We start from the raw sequence: 21,059 nt of genomic DNA, 5'->3' as shown, positions 1-21,059 counted from the left end.
CGATGGCGCACTCCGTGACGGGTCCCGATCGCCGGCCCACGACCGACAGCACCCGCCGGCCAGGGGCGCGGCGGGACGAGGGGGGTGCGGACTTCGGGTCGGCGCTCTCCGCCGAGATGGGCCGGCCGGGCGGCGAGGACGACAAGGGGGTCGCCTCCCGGAAAGCCGCCGAACGCAAGGCCGACGATCGAGCCGCGGCCGTCGCCGACCGGGCCGCCGCTGATCGAGCCGCGGCTGATCGGGCCGCCGCCGACCGTGGCCTGCTGAATCGAGCGTTGCGCGGACGTCCGGCGAGCCTTGCCGGGCAGACCGCCGCGGCGCGCGCCGCCGAGCAGAGAGCCGCTGTCGATCAACGGGCCGCCACCGAGCAGAAGGCCGCTTCCGAACAGCGGGCCGCTTCCGAGCGGAACGCGGATCGACGGGCCGACTCGCGCGCCGCCGACTCCCGCGCCGCCACTGATCGGGCCGCCACTGATCGGGCCGCGGCCGATCGGGCCGCCGCCGCGCGTGGCAACGCGGGCCGGGCCACCGCTGATCGAGCCGCCGCTGATCGGGTTGCCGCCGACCGGGCCGCTTCGGATCGGGCCGCGGCCACGCGGGACGCTGATCGCGCCGCCGACCGGGCGTCCGCCGTACGCGACGCGGACCGGAACGCCGCCGCACGGTCCGCCGCCAACCGTGCCGTCGCGGGAAAGGTCGCGGCGGACCGGGCGGCAGCCGCCCGAACCGCAGCGGATCGTGGCGTCCCGGACCGGCCGAGGACCGAACGTCCGGACACGGATCGCGCCGCCGACCGCGTCGCGACGGATCGCCCGGCCGCCGCGGAACGCCCGGCGGTCGCTGCGGAGCGGCCGGCTGCCGAACCACGTGCCGTGACCGACCAGCAGGCCACCAAGCAGACCGAGACACCACCGGACCAGGCACTCACCGAACAGGAGAAGGCTGCCGCCGCCATGGCGGCGATGGCCGCTCAGCAGCCGTTCGCCATCCCGATCGCGGGCACCGCCGGACAGGCCGCACCCGGCGCCGAAGCAGCGGCAAGCACCGTCGGCGGCATCGGCGGAGTCGCCGCCTCGGCCGGCTTGAGCGGCCCGGGCGGCACCGGCGCCGCCCCGAGCGGCACGGCAGCGGCCGGAGCCCCGCTCACCGAGGGCGGCACGCCCGCCGCGGGAGACACCTCAGCGGGACAAGCCTTGGCAGCCGGACCTCCGGCCGCCGGAGGGGCGACCGGCCCAGCAGCCGGAGCAGCAGCCGGAGCGGATCAGGGCGGCCCTGCCGGGCAGCTGCGACTGGACCCCGCTCTGACCGGTACGGTCCCCGCCGGCACGCAGCCGGCCGACGCGACACCGACCGCCTCCGCGACCGAAAACGCACAGCCCACCGAAGCACCACGAGCAACCGCCGAGACCACGACCGGCACCGAGAACACGACGGCCGCACCCGGATCGGAAACCGGGGCCACCGGTCCGGCCGGCGAGTCGGCGCAGACCGGCGGCGGTTCACCTGATGGCTCCGGCGCCGGGTCCGGCGGTGAGCAGTTCCGGGCTCCGGAGACCGTCGAGACCGGAGCACCGGCGGCTGGTACGGCCGGCGGGGTGCCGTCTGGCGTACCCGGGCAGTCTCCGGCTGAGGCAGGCCTGCCCGGCGGCGTACCCGCGGGCGTGGCTGGTGTGACGGGGCCGCAGGCCGCGGCACCTGTCGCAGCGACCGCGGACGTCGCGCCCCCACCGCCTTCCACGCCTGTCCCCGGACCGACCGCGCATCAGCTGGCGATGCGGATCGTTCCGCTGAAGCTGGACGCGGACGGCGTGCACCGGCTCACCGTGCACCTGCACCCGGTCGACCTCGGCCCGGTCCAGGTGGTGGCGGAGATCCGCAACGGTGACATCAGTGTCCAGCTCTCCGGCGGCACGGAAGCCGGCACCGAGGCGCTCCGGTCCGCAATGGACGATCTGCGTCGTGAGCTGGAGGACTCCGGGTTCGCGAACTGCACGCTCGATCTGCGACAGGGCACCGCTCAGCAGCAGGCACGCCAGCAGTCCGGCACGCCCGGGGCGCCGGGTCGTCCGGGATCCGCGGGTGGAACCGGTGACCTGCCGACCGAGCCGGCGCCGAACGCCACCCGCCGGGCCGCTCCGGACGGGCGAGTGGACGTCGAGGCCTGACCCGTACGCACGATGACCACCCGCCGTGGCGGGTGGTCATCGGTGTATTCGCGGCTATGTTCGGTCGGTCGGCTCGGGTGTGACCGGAACGCCGTCTGACGGGTTCTTCCGATAGCCGGCCACGATGAACCGCACCCCGGCCAGGAGCACGGCGGCGATCGGCACAGCGATCAGGAACCGGATCAGCACCTGCACGAAGTCGAGCTGGTCGAACAGCAGGCGATACCAGGCCGGCGCGCTGATCAGCAGCGCGAACAGCAGAACCGACGGACGGATCATCGCCGGGCGGCTCGGGTTGTCCGGCGGGGCGAGGCCGCGGACGGCATCACCTCGGCCGCGATCCGGGCGCAGAGCATGGCGGCCCAGGCGTGCGGTGTGGCCGGCTTGCCGTCCAGCGAGAAGATCGGCACGTCCAGCCCGAGCACCGAGGCCGGGTCGCTGGTGAGCTCGACGCTGTGCACCACAAGCGATTCCACATCACCGAGTCCGCGCAGGTGGCGGGCGGTGTCAGCGGTCTTGCGGGTGGCGTCCACGACGGCCCACAGCGCGGTGGCGCCGAGCGCGTCGCACATGTCGTTGACCCAGAACGGGTCGGTGCCGCCGACCGGCGCGTCGATCACCACGATCCACGAGTGGTCCGAGCTCTGCAGCTTGTCGGCCCGGGACTCGGCCGCGCTCCGGCTGGAGATGAGCCGCGACGAGTGCAGCCCCGTTCCGGCCGTCGACGGGCCGGCCAGCAGCAGGTGGCTCTGGTCCACGTGGACCTGCTCCAGCAGCTGCTTCGCGATCGGCATGGTGGTGTGCACCTCGCCGGCGAGGACCAGGATCTCACCGGGTCCGTCCGGGATGCCGGGCGCCGAGGGCCGGGCGGCGAGCACGCTGAGAACGCCGGCGTACGTGTCCCCGCCGATGATCTTGCGAGCCATCTCCTCCGGCATGCCGACCGTCATGAGGTTGCGCTGCACCGGGTCCATGTCGCCGGACGCTCTGATCGAGGCCGGTGCCGCGACCGGAGCGGGCGCCGGTGGCGCGGACGCGACCGGCGGAGCGGCCGGGGAGACCGGTTCGGGGGTCTCCTCCAGCCCGTACACCTCAGCGGCGGAACGGGACGGCGCCGGGCTGAACGGCGCCGCGGTTGCCGCGCGAGGTGGCACCGCGGACGGCTCGGATGTCCGCAGCGGCGTGGGCGTGGCGGCCCTGGCCTGCGCGGACATCGCCGTGCGGATCGGTGCGACCGGCTCCGGCATGTGCGGCATCGGCGCCGAGGTCATCGAAGTCGAGTGCATCGAGGCCGAATGCATCGGGGCCGGCGAGATCTGCGCGGCCGGGGACACCTGGGCGATCGTCGACGTGTACCCGGTCGGCGGCATCGGAGTGGCCGGTGGCCGGGGTGGCTCCTTCGGCGCCGCCGCGCGGGCCGGGAAGCTCGGCACGGTGGGCAGCGCGGCCGGCAGAGGCCGGTTCATCGCGGCGCCACCGGCAGCGGCCGGCCGGAACGGGCGTACCGTCGGCGTCTCCTGGTGTGCCTCGGCCTGCCGGGATCGCGCCGCGACGGCGGGCGGGCTGGCCCCGCCGGCGTGACTCGCGACGTCCAGGCCGGCCATCAGGTCCGCGAAGGCCGCACCGGTGTCACCCAGGCCGGCGGTCCGGCCCTCACGCAGAGCGCGCACGTCCGGGGCCATGCCCGGCTCGGTGGTCACCCGGTCCTGCGATTCGGCCTGTTCCAGCAGACGCTCGAAGTTGTTCGGGTTGTTGCCGGCAACGGTCTGTTGCGCCATGTCATCACTGTCCTCGGTCGAATCCGGTACCTCTACGGAAAGCTCGTAGTGCTGCTTCGCGAAGAAGCCCCCAATACCACCGCTGCGTACCTTGTCGGCGGAAATGATCTTCACACTGGAGCCGTACTCGTCACGTACCTGAGCCAGAAGCGGCTCGATGGTCGGTCCCTCAAGCAGCACCCGCGTAGGCACCGTTCACCACCCCTATCGTCTCGATCTGTGCGGTGGAACCAGAGATTTCGCTGTACGACAGCACCTGCACACGGCGGGAACCGGCCCGCAGCAGTCGCATCAGTGGCAGCCGCAGTTGTGGGGAGCAGGCCAGGATCGGGTTGAGTCCCTGCTGCTCGGCAGCCTCCGCGATCCGGCTGGCCTCGCTGACGATCGCCTCGGCACGCATGCCGTCGATCGCCATGAAGGCGCCGGTGTCACTGGGCCGTAGCGACTCGAGCAAGCCCTGCTCGAGCATCGGGTCGAGCGTGATGACGGTCAGCCGTCCGCCCGACGCGTACTGGGCGGCGATCGCCGGGCCGAGAGCGCCACGTGCCGCCTCGACCAGGCTGTCGTGATCCCCGGTCACCTTGGCCCGCAGCGAGAGCGCCTCGAAGATCCGGACCAGGTCCCGGATCGGCACGCCCTCGTCGAGCATCGCCTGGAGCACCTTCTGGATCTGGCCGAGGCTGAGCAGACCCGGTGTCAGCTCCTCGACCACGACCGGGTGGGTGCGTTTCACCATCTCGGTCAGTGCGCGTACGTCCTCGCGGCCCAGCAGGCGGCTCGCGTTGGTCCGGACGATCTCGGCCAGGTGCGTGATGATCACCGACGCGCGGTCCACCACTGTCGCACCGGAGAGTTCGGCCTGGTAGTGCAGCTCGGCGGGCACCCACTTGCCGGCCAGGCCGAAGACCGGCTCGACACCGGCCCGCCCGGGAAGCGCGTGCAGCCCCTCGCCGATCGCCAGCACCGCGCCCGGCGGCGCCTGCCCGGCTCCGGCGTCGACACCGGAGATCCGGATCGCGTACGAGGAGAGCGGAAGATCAAGATCATCTCGGGTACGCACCGGCGGCATGATGATGCCGAGTTCCATCGCCATTTTTCGGCGTAGTGCGCGTACCCGATCGAGCAGGTCCCCGCTGCTGGCGTCCACGAGGTCGACCAGGTCCGGCGCGAGGGCCAGCTCCAGCGGGTCGATCCGCATCTCGCCGATCAGCGACTCCGGAGAGTCCGGCGAGGGCAGCTCGACCGCTTCGGCCTCGGCTGTTGCCTTCTCCTCCTCCGGCTCCGGTTCCTTGACCCGCTGCGCGATCGCCAGGACCGCGCCGCCGACCAGCAGGAACGGCAGCTTCGGCAGGCCCGGGATGATGCAGAGGGCGAGCGCAGCGCCACCACCGATGCGCAGGGCCAGCTTGTTCTGGCCGAGCTGGGCGGTAACGGTCTGGCCCATGTCGCCGGAGGTGGCCGACCGGGTCACGATCAGACCGGTGGCGACCGAGAGCAGCAGCGCGGGAATCTGGGAGACCAGGCCGTCGCCGATGCTCAGCATGCTGTAGTGGTTCATCGCGTCGACCGGGGCCATCCCGGCCTGCAGGATGCCGATCGCGAAACCGCCGACCAGGTTGATCAGCGTGATGATGATGGCCGCGACGGCGTCGCCCTTGACGAACTTGGAACCACCGTCCATGGCGCCGTAGAACTCGGCCTCGGCGGCCACCTCGGCCCGGCGTTTCTTGGCCTGGGGTTCGTCGATCAGGCCGGCGTTGAGGTCGGCGTCGATCGCCATCTGCTTACCGGGCATGGCGTCGAGGGTGAATCGGGCGCCGACCTCGGCGACCCGCTCGGCGCCCTTGGTCACCACGATCATCTGGACGATGACCAGGATCGAGAAGATCACCAGGCCGATGACCAGGTTTCCACCGACGACGAAGCTGCCGAACGCGTGGATCACCTTGCCCGCGTCGCCGTCACGCAGCACCAGCCGGGTCGCGCTGATGTTCAGCGCCAGCCGGAACAGGGTCATCACCAGGAGCAGGGCCGGGAAGACCGCGAAGTCCAGCGGCTTCTGCACGAACATGGAGATCAGCAGGGTCAGCAGGGCAACCGTGATGTTGACGGCGATGAACAGGTCCAGCAGGAAGGTCGGCAGGGGCACGACCATCATGAGAATGATGCCGACGACCCCTACGGGTACGGCGAACTTGCTGATGCTCTGCTTCTTCACGGCACCTTCCGAGCGTGGGCAGTCCGATGGGCATGCGAGCTCAGCCGCCGGATTGGCGTCGTCCTCGTCGGCGATCCCTCGCCGTCACTGAGGCCGCTATGGCACCGCCACGCACCGATCTTCCCTGCTCTTGCACCGCAATGTGAGCCAATCTCCCGAAATTTCGGTTACGCCACAAAGACCACAGTCGTCAAGGAACGGCCTCTTCGGCGTGTCGCGCCACACGGGCCACACCGGTCACCCGAGTCACACCGATGCCGACTCGGCGTTCGGGTTGCGGTGCAGGCCGGCCGCCGAGCCCTTCTGCTTCAGGCTCATCACGAACGCCAGCACCTTCGCCACCGCCCCGAAGAACTCCGCCGGGATCTCCTGCCCGATCTCGCAGCCGTCGTGCAGTGCCCGAGCCAGCGGCACGTCCTGCACCATCGGAACCCGGTTCTCGGTGGCCAGGTCGCGGATCCTCGCGGCGATCGGGCCCTTCCCCGAGGCCACGACTCTCGGCGCGCCCTTCTGCGGCTCGTACTTGAGCGCGACCGCGACGTGCACCGGGTTGACCACGATGACGTCCGCGGTGGGCACGTCGGCCATCTGCCGGCTCTGCGCCATCGCCATCTGCCGGGCCCTGATCTGGCCCTTGACGTGCGGGTCACCCTCGGTGTTCTTGTACTCCTGCTTGACCTCTTCCTTCGTCATCCGAAGCTGCTTGTTGGAGCGCTTCTTCACGACGAAGTAGTCGGCCGCGGCCATCACGATGCCGGCGGCCGCGGCGGCCCGGATCAGCGAGATCGCGGCATCGCTGACCAGCTTCAGGGTGGAGGCGAGCGGAAGCTGACCGGCCTGCATCAGCTTCGGGACGATGTCCTTCATCGTCATGTAGAGGACGCCGACCAGCACGCCGGTCTTGACCAGTGCCTTGGTCAGCTCCCAGAGCGACTGCATGCCGAACATCCGCTTGATGCCGGGCAGCGGGTTGAGCCTGTTGAACTTCGGCATGAACAGCTTGGTCGCCACCCGGATGCCGCCCTGCGCACCGGCTCCGGCCACACCGACCAGCATCATCGTCAGCGCGAGCGGCAGGACCGCCCAGACGGCACCCTGGAGCGCGTCCCGGAAGATGCCGAGGGTCTTGCCCGGGTCCGGGTTCTGGATGGTGTCCGGGATCTTCTCCACCAGCTCCTTGGCGAGCTCCATCGCTTTGCCCAGGGTCTTGGGCAGCACGACGCTGGCGGCCAGGATGCCGAACCAGGCTCCAAGGTCCGGTGTCTTGCCGATCTGGCCCTCTTGCTTGGCCTTCTTCAGTTTTTGGGCTGTCGGTTGTTCGGTCTTCTCGCCGGACATCTCACCCCCTCAGGTCAGCCGGCCGCGCGGGAGTCAGCCGCCGCCGAGCTTCACGACCGCGGTGACCGCCTTGTCGACCAGCGTGTTCAACACCGTCGGCAGCATGGTGATGGCGAGCCCGGCCATGGTCACCACCATCAGGATCTTTACGGGGAAACCGAGCTGGAACGCGTTGAGCGAGGGCGCCACCCGGTTCAGCAGGCCGAGCGCCACGTCGGCGAGGAAGAGCACCCCGATCAGCGGACCGGCGATCTGGACCCCGGCCAGGAACATCTCACCCACGCCCTTGAGCAGCACCTGGCTGGAGGTCTCCATGGAGAACGCCGACGCGTCCAGCGGCATCGTCCGGAAGCTCTGCAGGAAGCCACGCAGAATCAGCTGATGCCCGTCGCTGGCGAAGAGCAGCGTGATCGCCACCAGGTTGTAGAACCGGCCGAAGATCGAGCTCTGGCTCTGCGACATCGGGTCGTAGACCGAGGCCATCGTCAGGCCACCGAACAGGTCGAGCAGGTCACCGGCGGCCTGGATGGCGGCGAAGAGCATCGCGGTGATGAAACCGAGCGTCGCGCCGATGAAGACCTGCAACAGGACACTGAAGATCAGGTCCTGGGTGTCCAGGCTCGGGACGTTGTTCCGCAGGTACGGCGCCATCGGCAGCGTGAGGCCGACCGAGAGCAGCGCCTTCACCTGGCCCGGGATGAGCCGCGAGCTGAACGGCGGGCACAGCATCATCCAGGCGCCCGTTCGCACCGCGCCCAGCATGACCGCCAGGAACTCCGCGGTGGCGACTTCGAGATTCATGGCTCAGTACGAGCCCACCAGCGCCGTGATGATCAAGGCCCAGCCGTTGACCAGCACGAACAGCAACAGTTTGAACGGCAGCGCCACGGTGACCGGTGGCAACATCATCATGCCGAGACTCATCAGCGACGCGGAGACCACGAGGTCGATGATCAGGAACGGGATGAAGATGACGAAGCCGATGATGAACGCGGCCCGCAGCTCGGAAAGAATGAACGCCGGGATCAGCGTGGTCAGCGGGACGTCGTCCATGTTCTCCGGCTGTTCCGCGCCGGAAACCTTGGTCAGCAGGGCGACCTCGTCCGGGCGGGTCACCGAGCTCATGAACTCGCGCAACGGCTGAATGCCGTCCTGGAACGCCTGCCCCTGTGTCTTGTCCCCGGCCAGGTAGGGCTGCACGCCGACCTCGTTGATCTCCGAGACGGTCGGGCCCATGATGAACAGGCTCAGGAACAGCGCCAGCCCGGCGAGCACCTGGTTGGGCGGCATGGCGGTCAGGCCCAGCGCGTTGCGGGTGATGCCAAGGACCATGAAGACCTTGGTGAACGAGGTGCAGAGCAGCAGCAGGGCCGGCGCCACCGACAGCGCGGTCAGACCGAGAACGATCACCAGGGACGAGGCCGGACGGGACCCGTCGGGATTCGTACCGTTGACGTTGAGGTTGATCGAAGGCGGCGACGGCGGAGCCGGAGCGTGCGGCACGGGCATCTGCGGCACGCGTTCCATGCTCACCGCCACGCCCGCGCCCGGGTGACCCGGCATCGCGGAGGCCGCGCCTGGCAGCAGCACCAGGGCCAGGCCTGCCGTTGCCATCAGGAGCAGGATCGCGCGTCGCATCATCGCCTCGCAGTTCGCTCGGGCCTCGCCGTACGCTCGCGAAGGGAGTCCACTGCGGACATCCAGGTTCGCGGCGAAAGCACCGAGCCATCCAGCCGCCCACCGGCGGCCGCCGGATGTCGGCCGGGAAGCTCGCTGCCTTCCAGGTCGACCGGGATGTGTTCCTCTTCCGGCTCGGTCACGAACGCTTCGAGGTCGTGCTCGACCAGAAGGCTCACCTGCGTGTCGGTAATGCCGATGACAAGAGCACGGTCGGCGACACGGACCACGGCCACGGCCGCGCCCCGCCCCACCTGCTGGCTGCCGAGCACCGAGAGCGATTCGTTGCCGCGTATGCCGAGCGGCCGCCGGATCACCCGGGCCAGACCCCACATGAGCAGCAGAACCACCAGCAGCGTCAAGGCCACCTGGATCAGGAGCTGGATCAAGGCGGTGACTCCTACTCGGCGCCGGGCGCGACGATCTCGGTGATCCGGATGCCGAAGTTCTCGTCGACCACGACGACCTCGCCCCTGGCGATCAGCCGGCCGTTGACCAGCAGATCGGCGGGACTACCCGCGGCGCGGTCGAGCTCGACGATGGCGCCCGGCGTGAGCGAGAGCAGTTCCCGCACGCTCATCCGGGTCCGGCCCAGCTCGGCCGAGACCTCCATCTCGACGTCGTGCAGCATGTCCAGCCCGCCCCGGCCGCCCATCACCGCGGCGATCCGAGGTCCGGGCTGCTGAGCGAGGCCGCCGGACGCGTCGTCGCCGGGCCACTGGCTGAGCACCAGGGCTACGACCGCGCGTACCGCCTCGTCGTCGCGCAGTGGCACCGCCACCGCGCCGTCTTTCGCGGCCAGCGCGCTGAGCGCGACCTCCGGCTCCATCAGCTGGCCCGGATCGAGCACCACCGGGCCGAACACCCGGGCCGCGGCTTCCAGAGCCGGCCGGACCGCGGCGGTCAGGTCCAGCTCGCCGAGCGGGCTCTCCCGCAACGCGTCCGCGAGGTCCTGTCCGACGACCACCACGACCTCACCGGAGGCCGCGCCGGTGAAGCGCGCGGTGATCGCTTGACCTTCGATCACCGTCCCGGCATCCGGAATCACCGGATCAGCGGCGAACAGGGCCCGGCTGGTGGGCAGGACGGCCAGCGCGGCCTCGGCGGCATTCCGGGCTAGCGCCAGCTGCGGCGCGGTCATGGTGGGCGCTGTCATTGGGGGCCAGACTCCTTGGACGGGCTCTCGTTGGGCGGCGGCACGACGAGACAGGCGAGCCGGGCGCCCTGGTTACCGGGAACTGCATGAGCGAAGACGATCTCGTTGACGGTCACCTCGAGTGGCCGGCTGGTCGCATGTCCCAGCGGCACGACATCTCCGGGACGTAGATCCACGATGTCATCGGTACGCATCCGAATGGGCTGAAATCGCACTGCTACGTCGATCGGAGCAGCGGAAAGTCCGGCGGTGAGGTTCCGCAGCGAGCGGTCCTTCGCCTGCCGTTCGGCCGCGCTCAACACGATCGTCTCGGTCCGCGACAGCACCGGCAGGATGGTGTTGAACGGCAGACAGATCGTCGAGACGCACTCCTCCGCGCCGATCTTCATCTCGAACGAGGCGATCACGACGGCGTCGCCGGGCGCGTGAGCCCGCAGGAACTGCGCGTTGTACTCGATCTCCTTGAGATGCGGCGTGATGTCCACCAGCGTCTCGAAGCCGTACCGCAGCTCGCCCAGCATCCGCTCGACCAGGCCGCGCAGCAGCGGCATCTCCACCTCGGTGAGGGGCCGCTCCGGCTGAGTTCCGCCGGGACCGCCGAGCATGTGGTCGATCGCGGTCATCACGGCCGACTGGGCTATCTCCAGCAGGACCGTGCCGGGCAGTGGGTCGAGGGTGACCACCGCGATGATCGTGGGGTTGGCGAGCGCCGCGACGTACTCGTCGTAGTTCAGCTGCTCGATCGAGATCAGCGAGCAGTTGCTGATCGCGCGCAGCCGGGTGGTGAGCAGGGTTCCGCAGCTTCGCGCGTACGTCTCGAACGCGATCTGGAGCGTGCGCACGTGCTCCCGGGACAGCTTGATCGGCCGACGGAAGTCGTACGCTGTCGGGCCTCCACCGTGGCCGCGGCGTGACATCTTTCCGGGGGAACGGGCGGCGGAGACCGCGGAGGGAGACTTGGTCACGTCGTCCTCATCGGCTCACTTCGCGAACCGCTGAGCCGGTGCGGCGTTTTCATCCACTTTTACGACCGATGGGCAGGTCCTCCACACGGAGAGCCTGCCCATCGGTCGATGCCTTAGCGCGTCATTGGGTGACGAATGAGGTGAAGTAGACGTCCATCACCATCTTCACGTCTTCCTCGGTGTACGCCTTGATGAGCGACGCGAGGAACTCCTCCTTGATCGCGTCCCGGCCCTTCTCGGTCTCCAGCTCCGCGACCTCCAGGCCGGTGTACGTCTCGATCGCGATGTTCAGCGCCTCGTTGATGTCGACAGCTTCCTCGCCGCCCTCTTCGGTCTGCTGGAGAGCGAAGCCCAGCTTGAGGTAATGGCCGTCGGCCAGGTTCACCGTGATCGTGTTGTCGATCGCCGTGACGATGCCCTTGACCGGCGCTTCTTCCTTGGCCTCGGCCGAGTCGCCGCGGAGCATGAAGAACGCTCCGGCGCCACCACCCGCGAGCACCACCACCACGATCCCGATGATGATCATCAGCATCTTCTTGGACTTCTTCGGCGCCTCAGCGGCGGCGGCGTCCTTCTCATCAGCCATGTCGGAGCCCCTTTCGTCAGTCGTGGGTGGTGGTGGAGGTCTTCTCGGCGGCTTCGGCGGCCGCCTCCGTCTTCGCCTGAGCCGTGGTCTGACCGGTGTGCAGCTTCGCGTCCGAGCCGGCCGCTGAGGGCAGCAACGCAGCCTGGTCGGCCGTGAGCGTCGTCAGGATCACGACGTCCACGCGACGGTTCTGGGTCACCGATCGCGGGTCGGACGGGTCGATCAGAGGTTTGGTGTCGGAGAAACCGACGGCACTGAGCCGCTTCTTGGCGATGCTGTGCTCGGTGAAGAACCGGACCACTGTCGAAGCACGAGCGGACGAGAGCTCCCAGCCGCTCGGGTAGAACGTCGTCTTGGCCTTGAGCTGGTTGGTGTGCCCATCCACCTCGATCTTGTTGGGCAGCTTCACCAGCGTCGGCGCGACGGCACCGAGGATCTTGCGGCCGCCGCTCTGCAGGTCGGCCCGGTTGCCGGCGAACACCACCTCGTTCGTGATGATGGTGACCACCAGGCCGCGCGCGTCGATCGTGAACTTCGCGTTGCCGAGCAGCTTCTCCTTGGCGAGCGCGTCGGCGATCTTGTTCTCGACCTCTTTGAGGTCTTCGGCTTCCTGCGCCGCCTTCTCCGCGTTGGCCGAAGCCTTCTTGCGGTCCTCGGCCTTGATGGCCGCCTCGACCGCGTCCTTCTGCTTCTGGTTCAGGCCCTCAGTACCCGAGGTGCCGTCACCAGGGTTGGAGCCCGGGTCGATCTGCACCACCTGGGCGGTGTTGGCGGCGCCGTCGAGCGGTGCCGACTGGCCGGAGAATGCCGCGCTGTCGGCGCCGAACCCGGCGGAGAGACCGGCTGCCAGCTCGGCGAACTTCTTCTGGTCGACACTGCTCATCGAGAAGAGCACGACGAAGAGGACGAACAGCAGGGTGAGCATGTCGGCGTACGACACGAGCCAGCGTTCGTGGTTGACGTGTTCCTCGTGTTCTTCGTGGCCCTTCTTCTTCCGGCCACCGCCACCACCACCGGAACTCATCTATCAGGCTGCCTTCTTCGTCGACGCGGCGGCTTCGGCCTTCTTCATCTCGTCCGGCGGCAGCAGACTGCGAAGCTTCTGGGCCACGAGACGCGGGTTCGAGCCGGCCTGAATTGCCAGGACGCCGTCGATCACCAGCTCCATCTCCTCCGCCTCGATGGCACTCAGCCGGCCAAGCCTGGCTCCGAGCGGAAGGAACATCATGTTGGAGCTGAGCACACCCCAGAGGGTCGCGACGAAGGCCGCTGCGATCGAGTGGCCGAGGGTCTCGGGCTGGTCCAAGTTCTCAAGAACGTGAACAAGACCCATGACCGTGCCGATGATGCCGATCGTCGGGGCGTAACCGCCCATGCCTTCGATGAATTTGACGCCGGTCTTGTCGGCCTTCTTCTTGGCCGTGACCTCGGCGTGCAGGATGTCGTGCAATTCGTCCGGATCGGTGCCGTCGATGGCCAGTTGAAGACCGCGTTTGAGGAACGGGTGCTCAACCGTTTTGACCGCGTCCTCAAGGGCCAGCAGACCCTCACGCCGGGCGCGCTCGGCCAGCTTCACGACGGAGTCCAGCAGCTCGGTCGACGGGGTGACTTTCGCGGTCAGGGCCTTCTTCAGCGAGAGCCCGAAGCCCTTGGCGTCCTTCAGGACACCACCGGCCATGGCTGCACAGAAGGAGCCGCCGAACACCAGCAACATCGCCGGGAGCAAAAGGATAGAGGTGGGCGTGCCACCCTCCAGGATCTGGACCGTGAAGACGATCGCCATGCCGATGACGATCCCGAGGATGCTTGCGATATCCATCAGCGGTCCTTTCGGTGCAACTGAAGCACCTTGGCGGCGGTGTCGTCATCCACGGAGGACTCGGCACTGGCAGCGGGGTCGGTTTCCATGCGGCTCGCCTGGGCTATCAGCGAGGCGCGGTAATGGCGTACCGAGTCGATGAATTCGGGCACGGACTCGGCAATGACGTACTTGGTGCCGTCCACCAGGGTCACGACCGTGTCGGGTGTGCAGTCGACACGCTCGACAAGATCCGGATTCAAGGCGAACACGGAACCGTTGATGCGGGTTACGAGGATCACGACTTCCGTCCCTGGGGCGTCTCGGCTGGTGGGGCCCTCCGTGGCCCGTCAACTACTACTTCGGCCAGTTGTGGGCCGCGGATGAGACGGTGGGCAATAAAAAGACCGGGCGGGCAGGAATGCCCGACCCGGTCTCTTTCGAGAACTTGCTTAGCGCTTCATGCTCACGAGTTCCTGGAGAATCTCGTCGGATGTAGTAATGATCTTGGAGTTCGCCTGGAAGCCGCGCTGGGCGACGATCAGGCTGGTGAACTCCTGCGCCAGGTCGACGTTCGACATCTCCAGCGCGCCGGAGATGACCTGACCCATGCCGGCGCTGCCGGGCTGGCCCACCTGGGCGTAACCCGAGTTGACCGACGACCGGTACTGCGAGTTGCCGACCTTCTCCAGACCGTTCACGTTCTTGAACGTCGCCATCGCGACCTGGCCGAGCGTCTGCTTCAGACCGTTGCTGTAGACGCCGACGATCTCACCGGTGTCCGAGACGGTGTAGGAGAGCGAGGTCAGCGCGCCGGCCGTCTGCCCGTCGGTGCCGAACACCCGGGCGTCGGAGAGCCCGGCGTACGAGGTCACATCGGACAGGTCGACCTTGTAGTCGCCCAGGTCCATCGTGCCGTCGGTGCTGGTGACCACCGGCTTGCCGCCGGAGAAGTCCAGGTCGGTCGGGCCGTCCAGCGTCGAGCCGTCCTCGGCCAGCAGCGTGACGGCCCAGGTCGAGGTGGGCGGCGACGCCGTGGCCGCGTTGGCGGACCGCGCGAACTGGGCGGTGACGGTGTGCGTCGCACCCTGGTCGTCGTACACCTTGACCGGGATCGTGGTCTTGTAGTTGAGGCCGGCGTTGTCCGTGTCGTTGGCGTCCGGGATGTCGTCGCTGCTCAGGTTGCCCTTGAGCGTGATCGTGCTGGTCGCGACCGGCGGGATCGTGGCGCCCAGCGGCATCCGGATGTCACCCGGCTTCGCTGCCGCGTTGACCTTGCCGTCCTCAGCGGTCCAGCCCTGTACCGGCTCACCGGTACTCGTGCACAGCGTCCCGTTCGCGTCGAAGAGGAACGAGCCGGCGCGGGTGTACAGCGTCTCGGCGCCGCTGCGGGTGACGAAGAAGCCGTCACCCTGAATCATCATGTCGCCGGACTTGCCGGTGGTCTGCGCGGAGCCCTGGCTGAAGTTCGAGGTGATGCCGGCGACCCGGACACCGAGGCCGACCTGTGCGGCGTTGGTGCCGCCCTGGCCGTTCTGCGGCGAGCCGGCGGCGCCCATCATCTGACTCAGCGTGTCCTGGAACTGCACCTGGGATGCCTTGTAACCGGCGGTGTTGACGTTCGCGATGTTGTTACCCGTGACGTCGATCATCCGCTGGTGCGCATTGAGGCCGCTGATACCGGAGTAGAGAGAACGCAGCATTTAAGGGTCCTTTGCGTCGGGCGAGGAATACGGGAATCAAGCGGTCTGGGTGATTTCCGTGACCTTGGACAGCTGCACATCCGTGTTCCCGACCTTGAGCGTCGGTTCGCTGTCTCCGTTGAGCTTCGCTGAAGTGATCACACCGGTCTGCGTGGCGCCCGTGTCGTCCATGTACGAGACCGTCTTGCCGACGAGCGAGCTGGCGCCGATCATGCGCTGCGACTGCAGCATGCTGATCATGTCTTCCAGCTTCTCGACCTGCGTGAACTGGGCGGTCTGCGCCAGGAACGCGGCCGAGTCAGCCGGTTTCGTCGGGTCCTGGTACTTCAGCTGGGCAACGAGCAACTTCATGAACGTGTCTTTGTCGCTGAGCGACTTGCTCTTCGCTTCGGCACCCTTGGCGCCGGCCAGGGCCGCGGCCTTGGCGGCGTCGCTGGAACTGGAACCGATGGGTCCGGAGGTCGGCGAGGTCATTGACTTCTCCTGTCCGTTACGAGCTCAACCTAAGGTTCGGCTCGGTTGCGGAATTGCTTAGGCACAAATTTGCGGGCCCGCCGATCGGCGGGCCCGCAACAGGAGATCTTCAATTTTCGGGCCTCGGTCAGGGTGCGACAGAAAGGCTGAGCTTTCCCTTGCCGTACCGGTTGACCTCGCACATGAGGTCGAGACGGCGACCGAGAGCGAGCAGGATCGCGCGGGCGTCGCCCGGCAGCTCCATGCCCGGGTAGATGACCTGGTAGAGCTTGAGGTGCGGTTGCCCCTCGCGGTTGAGCAGGCTGGTGAAGACGTTGCAGAGCTCGAAGACGTTCTCCGCGAGGTTGGGAAAGAGCTGCTTCTCGTCGATGCTGTCCTCGGCCGCACCGGCCGGGAGCAGGCCGAGCGCCGCACCGGCGTTCGCCGCGAGACTCAACTGCATACCCATCACCGCGTAAATCTTCTGGCTCGGTTCGGTGAAGATGGCGACCGTTGCGGTCTTGATCTCCTCGGCGCTCAGTGGGTCGCCGGGACTCACGACCACCTCACGGCCGAGCAGATCCTCGAACAGGTTACGGACGGCTAGAGAGCCGGGAAGTACCGAGACGTCTGACATGTCTTAATCATCCCAAAATAGGAGCGAAAACCTCATCGAATCGCTCAGCTGTGAAGGGTTTGACGATGAAGAACGCCGCCCCTGAGGATTCGGCGGCCGTCTTCATCTCCGGAGTGCTCTCCGAAGTGACGAAACCGAACTTGACGTTGTTACCGGCGGACCGGAGCTGCCGCAGCACCTCGATACCGGTCAGATGCGGCATGTTCCAGTCCGAGATGACCACGTCCGGATTCTCGGCGATGGCCTTGTCGAGCGCTTCCTGTCCGTCCGCGGCCTCGATCAGGTCGTGATCACCGAACCCGGCCTGACGCAGGGTCCGGACGACGATCTGCCGCATCACTCGGCTGTCATCGGCAATGAGGATCTTCATTCGCCCTTCTCCTCCTTGTTGTCCGCGCTGCTGTGCCACATCGAAATGGACACCGGTTCGCCCTCCCAGATCCCGTAGACGCCACTGATACGCGTGGCGTTCGGGTACCGCGTCGAGGTTTCCGGCGCGAGCATCACTTGAGGGAGGGACAGTTGTGCGCCGGAAGGCAGCATCGCCTTGACGTTGCCACCGACGATGTTGGCGAGTTCGCCGAGCGTGTCGGAGATGTCCTCCTCGCTCACCTCCTCGGCCTCCATGGCGAGGAATGCGGCCGCCGCACGCTGGGCGGCGACCCGTGAGGAGGCGAACACCACGTGCCCGCTCCAGGATCCGGTGATGGACACCGAGGAGTGCACCTCGGAGGGCTGGTTCTCGTCGTACGTCTGGATCAACGGGCTCACGCCCTCCGGATCCAGGTACGACTCCCACACCTGTTCCACCATCTCGGCGAGGTCGGTCTCGTTGACCTCGACTTCGACACTCATGAGTTCGCTCCGGTCGGCACGAGGCCCAGCAGGGCCAGTTTTTCGATCATGGCGCCCTCCGTGAAGGGCTTGATGACGTATTCGTGGGCACCCGCGGCGAGCGCCCGGACGATCTGGCTCTGTTCGCTTTCGGTAGTGACCATCACCAGGGTCATCTCCCGCAAGCGCGGATCGGCCCGGACTTTGGTGACGAACTCGAGCCCGTTCATGTTGGGCATGTTCCAGTCGATGAGTGCCAGCTCCGGCACCTCGGTCATATCCGCAAGAAGATCCATCGCCTCCTTGCCGTCACCCGCCTCCACCGCCTCGAAGTTCAGCTTCGTGACGATGCGCTTGAGGATCATGCGCATCGCGCGGGAGTCGTCGATCACCATGGCGCGCATCGGCGTCATCCCCTTCTCGCGGCGCCGGCAGGCATCGCGTTTCGAGTCCGGTAAGCAGAGGTGCGGCCGGCGGCCACGCGCTCGTAGTTGTCGTCGATGCCGATCGTGGTCTCGGCCGCGCCCAGGAAGAGCCAGCCGTCCGGACGCAGGATCTTGGCAGCGTTCTGGAGCACCTGGCGCTTGGTCGTGACGTCGAAGTAGATGAGCACGTTGCGCAGGAAGATCACGTCGAACGGCTGCATCGGCGGGAACGGCGCGGTCAGGCTCATGTGCTTGAACGAGACGCTGCGGCGCAGCGTCGGCACGATCCGCCAGTGCGCACCGGCCCGCTCGAAGTACTGCACCAGCTGAGTCGCGGCCAGGCCACGGTTGACCTCGACCTGGCTGTACTCGCCCTTCGTCGCCCGCTCGACCATCGCGGTGGAGATGTCGGTTCCGACGATCTCGTACGTCCAGCCCGCCGGCAGGTTCTCCTGCAGCGTGATCGCGAGGCTGAACGCCTCCTGGCCGCTGGAGCTCGCCGCCGACCAGAACCGCAGCTTGCGTACCGAGGCACGCGACTTGATCAGCTCGGGGAGCACCACCTCGGTGAGCGCCGTGAACGGCTCCCGGTCCCGGAAGAACGACGTCTCGTTGGTGGTGAGCGCGTCGATGATCTTCCGCTGGAACTGAGGATTGGGCCGCCGCTGCAGATCAGCCAGGAACTCGTTGACGTTGGCTGCCCCAACCGCTCGCGCAACCGGGATCAACCGGGCCTCGACCAGGTATTCCTTGCCGGGCGCCAACACGATCGACGCCTCCCGGCGGACCAGGTTGGAGACATAGTTGAAGTCGGCTTGGGAGAGTGTCATCGCGCCACCGCCGGCGATCGACCCACCCGGACACGGTTGAGCAGCGCTCCCGCGATCCGGTCCAAAGGCAGCACCTCGTCGGCAAGCCCCGCGCCGACCACGGCGCCGGGCATACCCCAGACCACCGAGCTCGCCTCGTCCTGTGCCAGCACCTCGGCGCCCGAGTCTCGTAGCACTTTCGCACCACTCCGTCCGTCTTGTCCCATTCCGGTGAGCACAGCAGCGAAGGCCGATGCGCCGTACAGCGAGGCCACCGAGCGGAACATCACGTCCACTGCCGGTCGGCACGAGTTTTCCTGTGGAGCACCGCTGAGCTGGGTGAGCGTCGCGGTCCCCCGGCGAAGAAACACCAGATGTCGGTCACCCGGAGCGATGTAGACAGTGCCCGCCGCGAGTTCCATGCCCTCACCCGCTTCGAGCACCCGCAGCGGCGTGCTGCGGTCCAGCCGCTCGGCGAACATCTTGGTGAAGACCGGCGGCATGTGCTGGGTGATCACGACCGGCACCGGCAGGTCGGCGGGCAGCCCGAGCAGCACCTTGGTGAGCGCGTCCGGGCCGCCGGTCGACGATCCGATGGCGAGGATGTCCACCCGGCCGCCGGGTGCGCGACGCGACGCGGAAGGCCGGCCGGGAGGTGGCGGGGCGGCGGAGAGTGGCGGGCGCCCGGGAGCCGTCGGCGGAAGGCCGGGACGCGGCGGCGCCGCCCCCGGACGCATACCGGCCGGCGCCGGGCGGGTGGGTGGTCCAGCCGATCCGGCCGGCTTCCGCCGGCCACCACCAAGAGCCAGGATCTTGGGTACGAGCTGCTCCCGTACCGCCTCCATCGACTCCTTCACCGAGCCGACGTTGCTCGGCTTGGTGACGTAGTCGGTGGCGCCCGCCGAGAGCGCCTCCAGGGTGGCGGAAGCGCCCGCCGCGGACAGCGTGCTGAACATGATCACCGGCAGCGCCGCGTGCCGTTTGCGCAGCTCGCGCACGGCAGCGATGCCATCCATCTCGGGCATCTCGATGTCCATGGTGACCACGTCGGGCTTGAGCTGGTCGATCTTGGCTTGGGCCAGCAGGCCGTTCGCCGCGGTGCCGACGACCTGGATGCCCTGCGCCTCGCCGAGAGCGTCGACGATCAGCCGACGGACCACCACGGAATCGTCGACGACGAGAACCGAGATCATTCGACCACTCCCTTCAACCGAGCCAGGCCGGACCGAGTGCCGCGACAACCGGTGCGAGCAGCCGGTGAGCTGTTGCGGTGTCCAGCAGATCGCGGACCACCAGCGCCTGTACGGCGCCGCTGAGCATGTTCCAGACGCCACCGGCCCGGTCGGCCAGCGGAATCCCGGCGGTGTCCACCGCCTGGACCAGCAGCATCTGCGCCGCCGCGGCGGTACGGACCCGGTCCGAGAGGTACGCGGCCCAGGAGGCCGAATGCACCGCCGGCGACCACCCGGCGGTGTTACGCCTGGCATCGTCGGCGGAGGTGAGCACCCGGTCCTGATCCTCCGGCCGCAACGTGCGCAACCGGTCGAGCAGGGCCGACACCGTGTAGTGGTGAGGCCCCAGGTCGATCGGGGCCCCGGCCGGCAGCTTCTTCACCGCCGCCACCCACCCGGCGCCGAGACCCCGGCGGGTCTCGTCGTCGAGCACCTCACGCAGATAACTCGCGACCGCCGCGTCACAGAGCAGTGCGGTGGCGGCGGTCGCGTCATCGCTCTGCCGTGCGTCGCGCCCCTTGCCCTCCCAGGTCCACGACATGACGTCGTATCGCAGGCAGGTGAGAAGCGCGTCCACCGAGCCGATCGGCGCGCGCTCGACCAATGTGAGGTTTCCCGCGGGGTCGTCCTTCGACATCCCCTTCAGCGAGGGCATCCGGCGGGCGGCGCTCTCCACCTCCACCCAGAGCGGACCTCGTACGCCCTCGTCCGGCAGTTTCGCCGCCAGGATCGGGAGGTCCTCGGCCTGGAGGCGGAGGGCGCGCAGCAGCACATCGGCAGCGGCCGGCCCACCTTGCAGGCGGGTCAGGTCGAAGCCCAGGACGGGGGCGCTGACGAGGCTGTACATCAGGTCGTGGCGCGGTACGTGTCGACGGCCTGGTTGACGTCGAGAGCCAGCATGAGCCGCCCGTCCAGCTTGAAGGTCCCGACGACCAGCTCCCTGGTCGGTCCGCTGAGCGTGTCCGGTGGTGGCTCGAACGTCTCGTCCTCCAGATCGACGACCTCGCCGATCTTGTCCACCAGAAGGCTCACCGGCTCGCCGTCACCTCGAAGGATGACGTTCATGACCGGACCCTTGAGCGCCTGCCGGACGAGTCCGAGCTGCACCCGCAGGTCCACCGCCGCGATCACCTGACCTCGAAGGTTGAACAGGCCGCCGACGGCCGCCGGCGCGAGCGGCACCGGGGTGTACTCGTTGTACGAGAGCACCTCCTGCACCGTGTGCACCTCGACGCCGAAGAGCTGCCCGGCCACTTCGAAGGTGGCGAACTGACGACTCGCCATC

General features: G+C 68.1%; 24 protein-coding genes. 1 reads left to right on the top strand and 23 read right to left on the bottom strand.

Annotated features, from left to right (window positions below):
- Window positions 1–2 precede the first annotated feature (2 nt).
- Entirely contained in the window at window positions 3–2,165 is a 2,163-nt protein-coding gene (locus B0I29_RS16160; protein ID WP_111649813.1) for a flagellar hook-length control protein FliK, read from the top strand.
- Window positions 2,166–2,219: 54 nt separating this feature from the next.
- On the opposite strand, the gene B0I29_RS16155 is transcribed toward B0I29_RS16160, so the two are convergent.
- The 23 genes from B0I29_RS16155 to B0I29_RS16045 all read right to left on the bottom strand — a co-directional run bounded on the left by B0I29_RS16155 (window position 2,220) and on the right by B0I29_RS16045 (window position 21,058).
- Window positions 2,220–2,444 carry a hypothetical protein gene (locus tag B0I29_RS16155; RefSeq protein ID WP_111649812.1) on the bottom strand — a complete coding sequence of 75 codons (225 nt, stop codon included), beginning with the start codon at window positions 2,442–2,444 and terminating at the stop codon, window positions 2,220–2,222.
- Window positions 2,441–4,135 carry a hypothetical protein gene (locus B0I29_RS16150; RefSeq protein WP_245972552.1) on the bottom strand — a complete coding sequence of 565 codons (1,695 nt, stop codon included), beginning with the start codon at window positions 4,133–4,135 and terminating at the stop codon, window positions 2,441–2,443. Before B0I29_RS16150 ends, B0I29_RS16155 begins: the two co-directional genes overlap by 4 nt.
- Window positions 4,113–6,161 carry a flagellar biosynthesis protein FlhA gene (gene flhA / locus B0I29_RS16145; protein ID WP_111649810.1) on the bottom strand — a complete coding sequence of 683 codons (2,049 nt, stop codon included), beginning with the start codon at window positions 6,159–6,161 and terminating at the stop codon, window positions 4,113–4,115. Before flhA ends, B0I29_RS16150 begins: the two co-directional genes overlap by 23 nt.
- 246 nt (window positions 6,162–6,407) lie before the next feature.
- On the bottom strand, window positions 6,408–7,499 hold the full coding sequence (locus tag B0I29_RS16140; protein WP_111649809.1) for an EscU/YscU/HrcU family type III secretion system export apparatus switch protein: 1,092 nt from the start codon (window positions 7,497–7,499) through the stop codon (window positions 6,408–6,410).
- Between the two features lie 33 nt (window positions 7,500–7,532).
- Entirely contained in the window at window positions 7,533–8,300 is a 768-nt protein-coding gene (gene fliR / locus B0I29_RS16135) for a flagellar biosynthetic protein FliR (RefSeq protein WP_111649808.1), read from the bottom strand.
- A 3-nt stretch (window positions 8,301–8,303) separates the two neighbouring features.
- A complete protein-coding gene (gene fliP, locus B0I29_RS16130; RefSeq protein WP_245972551.1) occupies window positions 8,304–9,113 on the bottom strand; it encodes a flagellar type III secretion system pore protein FliP in 810 nt (269 codons plus the stop codon).
- Window positions 9,114–9,136: 23 nt separating this feature from the next.
- Window positions 9,137–9,565 carry a flagellar biosynthetic protein FliO gene (locus B0I29_RS16125; protein ID WP_111649806.1) on the bottom strand — a complete coding sequence of 143 codons (429 nt, stop codon included), beginning with the start codon at window positions 9,563–9,565 and terminating at the stop codon, window positions 9,137–9,139.
- Window positions 9,566–9,576: 11 nt separating this feature from the next.
- Window positions 9,577–10,332: a flagellar motor switch protein FliN gene (gene fliN / locus B0I29_RS16120; RefSeq protein WP_111649805.1), complete on the bottom strand. Its 756-nt coding sequence runs from the start codon at window positions 10,330–10,332 to the stop codon at window positions 9,577–9,579.
- Window positions 10,329–11,297 carry a flagellar motor switch protein FliM gene (locus tag B0I29_RS16115; RefSeq protein WP_245972550.1) on the bottom strand — a complete coding sequence of 323 codons (969 nt, stop codon included), beginning with the start codon at window positions 11,295–11,297 and terminating at the stop codon, window positions 10,329–10,331. Before B0I29_RS16115 ends, fliN begins: the two co-directional genes overlap by 4 nt.
- Before the next feature lie 121 nt (window positions 11,298–11,418).
- The gene (locus B0I29_RS16110; RefSeq protein WP_111649804.1) at window positions 11,419–11,883 is read right to left on the bottom strand and encodes a flagellar basal body-associated FliL family protein; all 465 of its coding nucleotides are present in this window, start codon (window positions 11,881–11,883) and stop codon (window positions 11,419–11,421) included.
- Between the two features lie 16 nt (window positions 11,884–11,899).
- Window positions 11,900–12,907, bottom strand: a complete 1,008-nt coding sequence (locus B0I29_RS16105) for a flagellar motor protein MotB (RefSeq protein ID WP_111649803.1) — start codon at window positions 12,905–12,907, stop codon at window positions 11,900–11,902.
- 3 nt (window positions 12,908–12,910) lie between these two features.
- Window positions 12,911–13,702: a motility protein A gene (locus tag B0I29_RS16100; protein ID WP_111649802.1), complete on the bottom strand. Its 792-nt coding sequence runs from the start codon at window positions 13,700–13,702 to the stop codon at window positions 12,911–12,913.
- Entirely contained in the window at window positions 13,702–13,983 is a 282-nt protein-coding gene (locus B0I29_RS16095; protein WP_111649801.1) for a flagellar FlbD family protein, read from the bottom strand. Before B0I29_RS16095 ends, B0I29_RS16100 begins: the two co-directional genes overlap by 1 nt.
- Window positions 13,984–14,133: 150 nt before the next feature.
- A complete protein-coding gene (gene flgF / locus B0I29_RS16090; protein WP_111649800.1) occupies window positions 14,134–15,384 on the bottom strand; it encodes a flagellar basal-body rod protein FlgF in 1,251 nt (416 codons plus the stop codon).
- A gap of 36 nt (window positions 15,385–15,420) precedes the next feature.
- Window positions 15,421–15,858 carry a flagellar hook assembly protein FlgD gene (locus B0I29_RS16085; protein WP_111649799.1) on the bottom strand — a complete coding sequence of 146 codons (438 nt, stop codon included), beginning with the start codon at window positions 15,856–15,858 and terminating at the stop codon, window positions 15,421–15,423.
- A gap of 127 nt (window positions 15,859–15,985) precedes the next feature.
- Window positions 15,986–16,474 carry a hypothetical protein gene (locus B0I29_RS16080; RefSeq protein ID WP_111649798.1) on the bottom strand — a complete coding sequence of 163 codons (489 nt, stop codon included), beginning with the start codon at window positions 16,472–16,474 and terminating at the stop codon, window positions 15,986–15,988.
- Window positions 16,475–16,481: 7 nt separating this feature from the next.
- A complete protein-coding gene (locus B0I29_RS16075; protein WP_111649797.1) occupies window positions 16,482–16,844 on the bottom strand; it encodes a response regulator in 363 nt (120 codons plus the stop codon).
- Window positions 16,841–17,329 (bottom strand): chemotaxis protein CheX, encoded by a 489-nt coding sequence (locus B0I29_RS16070; RefSeq protein ID WP_111649796.1) that lies wholly within the window; start codon window positions 17,327–17,329, stop codon window positions 16,841–16,843. Before B0I29_RS16070 ends, B0I29_RS16075 begins: the two co-directional genes overlap by 4 nt.
- Complete coding sequence (locus tag B0I29_RS16065) at window positions 17,326–17,712, bottom strand: response regulator (protein WP_173476755.1); 387 nt, start codon at window positions 17,710–17,712, stop codon at window positions 17,326–17,328. The genes B0I29_RS16070 and B0I29_RS16065 overlap by 4 nt, the downstream gene beginning before the upstream one ends.
- 5 nt (window positions 17,713–17,717) lie before the next feature.
- Window positions 17,718–18,563 (bottom strand): CheR family methyltransferase, encoded by an 846-nt coding sequence (locus B0I29_RS16060; RefSeq protein ID WP_111649795.1) that lies wholly within the window; start codon window positions 18,561–18,563, stop codon window positions 17,718–17,720.
- The gene (locus tag B0I29_RS16055; protein WP_111649794.1) at window positions 18,560–19,735 is read right to left on the bottom strand and encodes a protein-glutamate methylesterase/protein-glutamine glutaminase; all 1,176 of its coding nucleotides are present in this window, start codon (window positions 19,733–19,735) and stop codon (window positions 18,560–18,562) included. The genes B0I29_RS16060 and B0I29_RS16055 overlap by 4 nt, the downstream gene beginning before the upstream one ends.
- Window positions 19,736–19,748: 13 nt before the next feature.
- Complete coding sequence (locus B0I29_RS16050; protein ID WP_111649793.1) at window positions 19,749–20,621, bottom strand: hypothetical protein; 873 nt, start codon at window positions 20,619–20,621, stop codon at window positions 19,749–19,751.
- Complete coding sequence (locus tag B0I29_RS16045) at window positions 20,621–21,058, bottom strand: chemotaxis protein CheW (protein ID WP_111649792.1); 438 nt, start codon at window positions 21,056–21,058, stop codon at window positions 20,621–20,623. The genes B0I29_RS16050 and B0I29_RS16045 overlap by 1 nt, the downstream gene beginning before the upstream one ends.
- Window position 21,059 lies beyond the last annotated feature (1 nt).

Origin of the sequence: Actinoplanes lutulentus (assembly GCF_003259845.1) — a bacterium.
GTDB classification, from domain to species: domain Bacteria; phylum Actinomycetota; class Actinomycetes; order Mycobacteriales; family Micromonosporaceae; genus Actinoplanes; species Actinoplanes lutulentus.
The sequence above is the reverse complement of the archived record's forward strand: the minus strand, read 5'-3'. Positions and strand labels throughout refer to the sequence as shown.

Coding starts and splice junctions, on each gene's coding strand:
- B0I29_RS16160 (WP_111649813.1), top strand. CDS start 3: ATGGCGCACTCCGTGACGGGTCCCGATCGCCGGCCCACGACCGACAGC.
- B0I29_RS16155 (WP_111649812.1), bottom strand. CDS start 2,444: ATGATCCGTCCGTCGGTTCTGCTGTTCGCGCTGCTGATCAGCGCGCCG.
- B0I29_RS16140 (WP_111649809.1), bottom strand. CDS start 7,499: ATGTCCGGCGAGAAGACCGAACAACCGACAGCCCAAAAACTGAAGAAG.
- fliR (WP_111649808.1), bottom strand. CDS start 8,300: ATGAATCTCGAAGTCGCCACCGCGGAGTTCCTGGCGGTCATGCTGGGC.
- fliP (WP_245972551.1), bottom strand. CDS start 9,113: ATGGCAACGGCAGGCCTGGCCCTGGTGCTGCTGCCAGGCGCGGCCTCC.
- fliN (WP_111649805.1), bottom strand. CDS start 10,332: ATGACAGCGCCCACCATGACCGCGCCGCAGCTGGCGCTAGCCCGGAAT.
- B0I29_RS16110 (WP_111649804.1), bottom strand. CDS start 11,883: ATGGCTGATGAGAAGGACGCCGCCGCCGCTGAGGCGCCGAAGAAGTCC.
- B0I29_RS16105 (WP_111649803.1), bottom strand. CDS start 12,907: ATGAGTTCCGGTGGTGGTGGCGGTGGCCGGAAGAAGAAGGGCCACGAA.
- B0I29_RS16100 (WP_111649802.1), bottom strand. CDS start 13,702: ATGGATATCGCAAGCATCCTCGGGATCGTCATCGGCATGGCGATCGTC.
- flgF (WP_111649800.1), bottom strand. CDS start 15,384: ATGCTGCGTTCTCTCTACTCCGGTATCAGCGGCCTCAATGCGCACCAG.
- B0I29_RS16085 (WP_111649799.1), bottom strand. CDS start 15,858: ATGACCTCGCCGACCTCCGGACCCATCGGTTCCAGTTCCAGCGACGCC.
- B0I29_RS16080 (WP_111649798.1), bottom strand. CDS start 16,474: ATGTCAGACGTCTCGGTACTTCCCGGCTCTCTAGCCGTCCGTAACCTG.
- B0I29_RS16075 (WP_111649797.1), bottom strand. CDS start 16,844: ATGAAGATCCTCATTGCCGATGACAGCCGAGTGATGCGGCAGATCGTC.
- B0I29_RS16070 (WP_111649796.1), bottom strand. CDS start 17,329: ATGAGTGTCGAAGTCGAGGTCAACGAGACCGACCTCGCCGAGATGGTG.
- B0I29_RS16065 (WP_173476755.1), bottom strand. CDS start 17,712: ATGCGCGCCATGGTGATCGACGACTCCCGCGCGATGCGCATGATCCTC.
- B0I29_RS16060 (WP_111649795.1), bottom strand. CDS start 18,563: ATGACACTCTCCCAAGCCGACTTCAACTATGTCTCCAACCTGGTCCGC.
- B0I29_RS16055 (WP_111649794.1), bottom strand. CDS start 19,735: ATGATCTCGGTTCTCGTCGTCGACGATTCCGTGGTGGTCCGTCGGCTG.
- B0I29_RS16050 (WP_111649793.1), bottom strand. CDS start 20,621: ATGTACAGCCTCGTCAGCGCCCCCGTCCTGGGCTTCGACCTGACCCGC.
- B0I29_RS16045 (WP_111649792.1), bottom strand. CDS start 21,058: ATGGCGAGTCGTCAGTTCGCCACCTTCGAAGTGGCCGGGCAGCTCTTC.